Raw genomic sequence first — 6,211 nt, forward strand, 5'->3', positions numbered from 1 at the left:
GTGCGTGCCCGCTCGCGGCCCCTTCCTGATCATAGGTTCGGGTCGTGCGGATAGCATCCGGCGCATGGACTTCAGGGAGCGGACGGCGCCGGCGGAGCCACGGCTGGAGCACGCGGTCACGGACGGCATCGCCACCGTCGTCATCAGCAACCCCGCCAAGCGCAACGCCATGACCGCCGGCATGTGGCAGGCGCTGCCCCGGCTGCTGGAGGAGCTGGCCGCCGACCCCGGTGTGCGGGGCCTCGTCCTCACCGGCGCCGGTGAGACCTTCTGCGCCGGTGCGGACATCGGCTCCCTCCGGGACCCGGCAGGGCGGCCGCAGGCGCTCGCCGTCGAGGCGGAGGAGGCACTGGCGGCCTTCCCCCGGCCGACGCTGGCAGCCGTACGCGGATACTGCGTGGGAGGCGGCAGTCAGCTCGCGGCGGCGTGCGACCTCCGCTTCGCCGAGGAGGGCGCGTCCTTCGGCATCACCCCGGCCAAGCTCGGGATCGTCTACCCCTCGTCCTCCACGCGCCGGCTGGTCGCGCTGGTGGGCCCGGCCACCGCGAAGTACCTGCTCTTCTCGGGCGAGCTGATCGGCACGGAACGCGCCCTGCGCACGGGGCTGGTGGACGAGGTCCTGCCCGCGGGCGGGCTGGAGGACCGGGTGCTCGCGTTCGCACGGGTCCTGGCATCCCGTTCGCAGCTGACTCAGGCGGCGGCCAAGGAGTTCGCCGACGGTCGCGAGGGCCGGGACGCCCACTGGTCGCGGCAGTCCGACGGCAGCGGCGACACCGCCGAGGGGGTCGCCGCCTTCCTGGAGCGCCGCGCTCCCCGCTTCACCTGGACCACGGGGTCCGCCGGGGCCGCGCCTACGTCGGGATGAACCGGCTCTTGGCCCGCCACTCCTCGACCACGGCCGCGGACGCCTTCCGCGGTGATCCACTGTCGTAGGGCGGCTGGGGGTCGTACTCGGTCAGGAGCTGGACGGTCCGTGCGTACGCGTCGCCCGCGATCCTCCCGAGGAGGGTGAGGCCCATGTCGATACCGGCGGAGACTCCGGCGGCCGTGACGTACTTGCCGTCGAGGACGACCCGCTCCTCGGTCGGCTCGGATCCGTAGGTCCTCAGGACGTCGAGGGCGAGCCAGTGCGAAGTGGCGCGCCGGCCGGTGAGCAGTCCGGCGGCGGCGAGCAGGAGGGAGCCGGTGCACACGGAGGTCGTCCAGGTGCTGGTGGCATCTGCCGCCCTGAGCCAGTCGAGCAGCGTCCCGTTGTCCATCTGGTCGCTCTGTCCGGGGCCTCCCGGCACGATGACCAGGTCGGGGGCGGGTACGTCGGCGAGCGTACGGTCGGCGACGAGCGAGAGGCTTCCCCGGTCGTTGCGCACCGGCCCCGCCCGTTCGGTGACGAGGACGGTCTCGGCCCCGGGTACCCGGTTGAGCATCTCGTAGGGGCCGACCACGTCCAGGGCGGTGAAGCGGTCGAAGAGCACGATGGCGATCTGCATGGCAGTTCCTCTCGGAGGAGCTAGGGGGTCACACGGAGGGGGCCCGGAAGCGGCGCCTGTACTCGGCGGGCGCCGTGCCCAGGGCTTTGACGAAGGCGCGGCGCATCGCTTCGGGAGTGCCGTATCCGCTGGCGCGGGAGATCCCCGTGACGCCGTCGGTAGTGTCCTCCAGCAGACGGCGCGCCTGTTCGAGGCGTACCCGCTCGACGTACTTGCCGGGGGTCAGGCCCGTCTCGGCCTGGAAGGCCCGGGCGAAGTGGCGGGGCGAGAGCCTGGCACGGGCCGCGAGCGCCTCCACCGAGAGGTCGGCGTCCGGGTGCTCGGCGACCCAGTGCTGGACCTCCCTGAGGGGCTCGCGGACGGCGGTCTGGGCGGTGAGCTGGGCGCTGAACTGTGCCTGGTTGCCAGGACGCCTCAGGAAGACGACGAGATGGCGTGCGATGCCGAGCGCCACCTCCCGGCCGTGCTCCTCCTCGACCAGGGCGAGCGCGAGGTCGATGCCGGCGGTGACACCTGCGGACGTGGCCAGCCGTCCGTCCCGTACGAAGATCGGGTCCGGGTCGACCCGGACGGCCGGATGGTTCCGGGCGAGCGTCTCGCACACGGACCAGTGCGTGGTCACCCGGTGGCCGTCGAGCAGGCCCGCCGCCGCGAGGAGCAGGGCGCCGGTGCAGACCGAGACCAGCTGCCGGGCCGACGGAGCGTGTGCGCGGAGCCAGTCGACCAGCGCCGGGTCGGGGGTCCTCGTGCCCGCACCGCCCGGCACGAGAAGCAGATCGGGTGGGGCGGCGTCCGCGAGAGCGCCGTCGGGGACGAGGGTGAGGCCGCTGGAGCAGCGGACCGGTGCGCCGTCCAGGGAGGCGGTGCGCAGCTCGTAGGAGACCCCGGGAAAGCGGGAGGCGCCGGCGAAGACCTCCATGGGGCCGCTGACGTCGAGGCTCTGGACGCCCTCGAAGAGGACGACGCGTACGGATCGCTGCTTCATGCGGGCCATCCTGGGGCGGGCGGCCCGATGGCCGCAATGACGAGTTCCCCACCTTTCCTGCCATGGGTGCCGGGCGGTCGGTTGGCGGCGGCCCCGGGTCTACCCTCCGTACCAACCAGTCGGTAACGTGCGGGCATGACCACTCTCCCGCCCCGCGCCGGGCGCCGCTGTCACAACGCACTCAACCCGCTGCACTCCTGCGTCTACTTCTCCCCCGACCTCGGCAAGGAGTTCGGGGAGCTCGGCGTCGACAACGAGAGCCGTGTCTACTTCGCCGCCCGGGGTGCCGCCCTGGGGGCGGCCGGGGCAGGCACGGTCACCTCGACCTTCTACAACTTCAACCACGAGCTCGTGGCGCGTCATGTGCCCGCCGTCTGGTCGGACATCACTCCCGCCGCAGCGCTCGACGCGCGATTCCGGGCAGCCGACGCGACGCTGCGCCGGGTTCTCGGCGAGGAGACCCTCGCCTCCCCGGAGATGGCGGAGGCGGCCGGGCTGGCCCTGCGCGCCGCCGAGGCCTGCACCCGGCACGCCCGTCCGCTGTACGCCGCGCACGCGGACCTGCCGGTGCCGGAGCAGCCGCACATGGCGTACTGGCACGCGGCGACGCTGCTGCGTGAACACCGCGGCGACGGGCATCTGGCCGCGCTGCTCACGGCCGGGCTCGACCCGTTGGAAGCCTTGGTCAGCCACACCGCCACCGGCAAGGGCATGGCGCCGCGCTGGATCCTGGCCACCCGCGGCTGGCGCCGCACGGACTGGGACGCCGCGGTGGAGCGGCTGCGCGGCCGGGGCCTGCTGGACGCCGAGGGCGAGCTGACCGACGCGGGCACCGCCCTCAGGGCCGGCCTGGAGGAGGCGACGGACCGGATGGACGCCGCGCCGTACGAGCACCTGGGCGCCGACGGCGTGGCCCGGCTCACCGAGCTCGGCCGCGGATTCCTGTTCACGGCGGCCGCCGCGGGGGCGTTCCCCGACGACCTGGTCGGCAAGGGCTGAGCGCGCGGGCGTTTAGCGGCGGCGGGACGGGTCAGCCGGTAGGTACGACCTACGAAGGAGGCACACCGTGTTCCGTGCGATAGCAAACGCCCTGAGTACCGTCGGCTCGGCCATCGCCACCGTGGTGACCCTGCCCTTCCGGCTCCTGGCCGGCCTGTTCGGCGGCGCCTCGCGCAGCGGCAGGACGCGGCGCGTCTGACCTGACCGTCCGGCAGGACGGCGGGGCCGTGATCGACCAGGTCACGCGACACGGCCCCCGGCAACCCGGCACAATGCAGGCGAAGGGGCCCACCCGGGTGTGGACCACCCCAGTGGCACAGCCAGCACAGCCAGTACGAGAAGGCGAGTCGGGAAAACCGTGACGACGTCCATCGAAGGCAGGATCGCCGAGGAGCTCGGCGTACGTGAGCGTCAGGTGAAGGCGGCCGTCGATCTGCTCGACAGCGGGTCGACCGTGCCGTTCATCGCGCGCTACCGCAAGGAAGCGACCGAGACGCTCGACGATACGCAGCTGCGCACGCTCGAGGAGCGGTTGCGGTATCTGCGGGAACTCGAGGACCGCCGTACGGCGGTCCTCGATTCCGTGCGTGAGCAGGGCAAGCTCGACGCCACCCTGGAGGCGCAGATCCGGGCGGCAGACACGAAGGCGCGGCTGGAGGACATCTACCTGCCCTTCAAGCCCAAGCGTCGGACGAAGGCCCAGATCGCGCGCGAGGCGGGCCTGGAGCCCCTGGCCGACGGGCTGCTCTCCGACCCGTCCGTGGACCCGTCCACGGCGGCTGCGGCGTTCGTCGACGCCGGCAAGGGCGTCGCGGATCCGGCGGCGGCCCTCGACGGAGCCCGGTCGATCCTGGCCGAGCGCTTCTCGGAAGACGCCGATCTGACCGGCGAGCTGCGCGAACGCATGTGGTCGCGCGGCAGGGTCGTCGCGAAGGTGCGCGACGGCAAGGAGGAGGCGGGCGCGAAGTTCGCCGACTACTTCGACTTCGCTGAACCGTTCACCGCGCTGCCCTCCCACCGGATCCTGGCGATGCTCCGGGGCGAGAAGGAGGACGTGCTCGACCTGGTCCTGGAGCCGGAGGAGCCCTCCGAGCAGCCCGGTCCCTCCTCCTACGAGAACATGATCGCGCGCCGGTTCGGTGTCGCGGACCGCGGCCGGCCCGGGGACAAGTGGCTCGGCGACACGGTGCGCTGGGCCTGGCGGACCCGCGTCCTGGTGCACCTCGGGATCGATCTGCGGCTGCGGCTGCGCACCGCCGCGGAGGACGAGGCCGTGCGGGTCTTCGCCTCGAACCTGCGCGACCTGCTGCTCGCCGCACCGGCCGGCACCCGGGCGACGCTGGGGCTCGACCCCGGTTTCCGTACGGGTGTGAAGGTGGCCGTGGTGGACGCGACCGGCAAGGTCGTCGCGACGGATGTCATCCACCCGCACGTGCCGGCGAACAAGTGGGACCAGTCCCTCGCCACGCTGGAGCGTCTGGCCAAGGCGCACCAGGTCGACCTCATCGCGATCGGGAACGGCACGGCGTCCCGGGAGACCGACAAGCTCGCCGGTGAACTGTGCGACCGGCACCCCGAGTTGAAGCTCACCAAGGTCATGGTGTCGGAGGCGGGCGCCTCGGTGTACTCGGCGTCGGCCTTCGCCTCGCAGGAACTCCCGGACATGGACGTTTCGTTGCGCGGGGCGGTCTCGATCGCGCGGCGGCTGCAGGACCCGCTGGCCGAGCTCGTGAAGATCGACCCGAAGTCGATCGGTGTCGGCCAGTACCAGCACGACCTGTCCGAGGTGAAGCTCTCGCGCTCCCTGGACACGGTGGTCGAGGACTGCGTGAACGGCGTGGGGGTCGACGTCAACACCGCCTCCGCGCCGCTGCTCTCGCGGGTGTCGGGCATCGGGTCCGGGCTGGCCGAGAACATCGTGGCCCACCGGGACACGAACGGTCCGTTCCGCTCCCGCCGGGCGCTCAGGGATGTGGCGCGGCTGGGGCCGAAGGCGTACGAGCAGTGTGCGGGCTTCCTCCGGATCCGGGGCGGCGACGATCCGCTGGACGCGTCGAGCGTGCACCCGGAGGCATATCCGGTGGTGCGGACGATGGTGAAGCGGACGGGCGGCGACGTCGCCTCGCTGATCGGCAACTCGGACACCCTCCGGTCGTTGCGGCCGGACGACTTCGTGGACGAGAAGTTCGGTCTTCCGACGGTCACGGACATCCTCAGGGAGCTGGAGAAGCCGGGCCGTGACCCTCGGCCCGCCTTCCGGACGGCCACCTTCAAGGAGGGTGTCGAGAAGCTCGGCGACCTGGCCCCCGGGATGGTGCTGGAGGGTGTCGTCACGAACGTGGCGGCGTTCGGCGCGTTCGTGGACGTCGGCGTCCACCAGGACGGGCTCGTCCATGTGTCGGCGATGTCGCGGACCTTCGTCAAGGACCCCCGGGATGTCGTGAAGCCGGGCGACATCGTCAAGGTGAAGGTCATGGACGTCGACATCCCGCGCAAGCGGGTCTCCCTGACTCTGCGGCTCGACGACGACGCCGCGGCCGGACAGGGAGGCGGGCAGGGCCCGAAGCGTGAACGGAACGCACAGGGCGGCGGCGAGCGGCCGCCGAGGCAGCGGCAAGGCCAGGGGCAGAGCCAGAGCCAGGACGGCCGCCCTGGCGGCCAGCGGCGCGACAGGCGCGGAGGCGGAAACAGCGGCGGCGGTGCGCCCCGCCCCGGTGCGGCTCCGGCCAACAGCGCGATG

Annotated in this window: 6 protein-coding genes; 4 read left to right on the forward strand and 2 right to left on the reverse strand. The window is 72.5% G+C overall.

Annotation, left to right across the window (positions count from 1 at the left end; all coding sequences use genetic code 11):
* Positions 1–64: 64 nt before the first annotated feature.
* The gene (locus B9S57_RS24365) at positions 65–865 is read left to right on the forward strand and encodes an enoyl-CoA hydratase/isomerase family protein (RefSeq protein ID WP_103517743.1); all 801 of its coding nucleotides are present in this window, start codon (positions 65–67) and stop codon (positions 863–865) included.
* Here B9S57_RS24365 and B9S57_RS24370 read toward each other — a convergent pair.
* Complete coding sequence (locus tag B9S57_RS24370; protein ID WP_103517744.1) at positions 852–1,487, reverse strand: DJ-1/PfpI family protein; 636 nt, start codon at positions 1,485–1,487, stop codon at positions 852–854. The genes B9S57_RS24365 and B9S57_RS24370 overlap by 14 nt on opposite strands.
* A gap of 28 nt (positions 1,488–1,515) precedes the next feature.
* Positions 1,516–2,472 carry a GlxA family transcriptional regulator gene (locus tag B9S57_RS24375; RefSeq protein ID WP_103517745.1) on the reverse strand — a complete coding sequence of 319 codons (957 nt, stop codon included), beginning with the start codon at positions 2,470–2,472 and terminating at the stop codon, positions 1,516–1,518.
* Positions 2,473–2,607: 135 nt separating this feature from the next.
* Between B9S57_RS24375 and B9S57_RS24380 the strand changes: the two genes are divergently transcribed.
* The 3 genes from B9S57_RS24380 to B9S57_RS24385 all read left to right on the forward strand — a co-directional run.
* A complete protein-coding gene (locus tag B9S57_RS24380) occupies positions 2,608–3,471 on the forward strand; it encodes a hypothetical protein (protein ID WP_103517746.1) in 864 nt (287 codons plus the stop codon).
* 67 nt (positions 3,472–3,538) lie between these two features.
* The gene (locus B9S57_RS35750; RefSeq protein ID WP_258036538.1) at positions 3,539–3,670 is read left to right on the forward strand and encodes an LPFR motif small protein; all 132 of its coding nucleotides are present in this window, start codon (positions 3,539–3,541) and stop codon (positions 3,668–3,670) included.
* A gap of 159 nt (positions 3,671–3,829) precedes the next feature.
* Positions 3,830–6,211 (forward strand): Tex family protein (locus B9S57_RS24385; protein WP_103517747.1); only part of this gene is annotated, 2,382 nt, incomplete at its 3' end.

Origin of the sequence: Streptomyces sp. SM10, from assembly GCF_002910915.1 — a bacterium.
Classification (GTDB): Bacteria; Actinomycetota; Actinomycetes; order Streptomycetales; family Streptomycetaceae; genus Streptomyces.

Excerpts from the sequence above, each read along its gene's own strand:
- B9S57_RS24365 (WP_103517743.1), top strand. The coding sequence starts at position 65 with ATGGACTTCAGGGAGCGGACGGCGCCGGCGGAGCCACGGCTGGAGCAC.
- B9S57_RS24370 (WP_103517744.1), bottom strand. The coding sequence starts at position 1,487 with ATGCAGATCGCCATCGTGCTCTTCGACCGCTTCACCGCCCTGGACGTG.
- B9S57_RS24375 (WP_103517745.1), bottom strand. The coding sequence starts at position 2,472 with ATGAAGCAGCGATCCGTACGCGTCGTCCTCTTCGAGGGCGTCCAGAGC.
- B9S57_RS24380 (WP_103517746.1), top strand. The coding sequence starts at position 2,608 with ATGACCACTCTCCCGCCCCGCGCCGGGCGCCGCTGTCACAACGCACTC.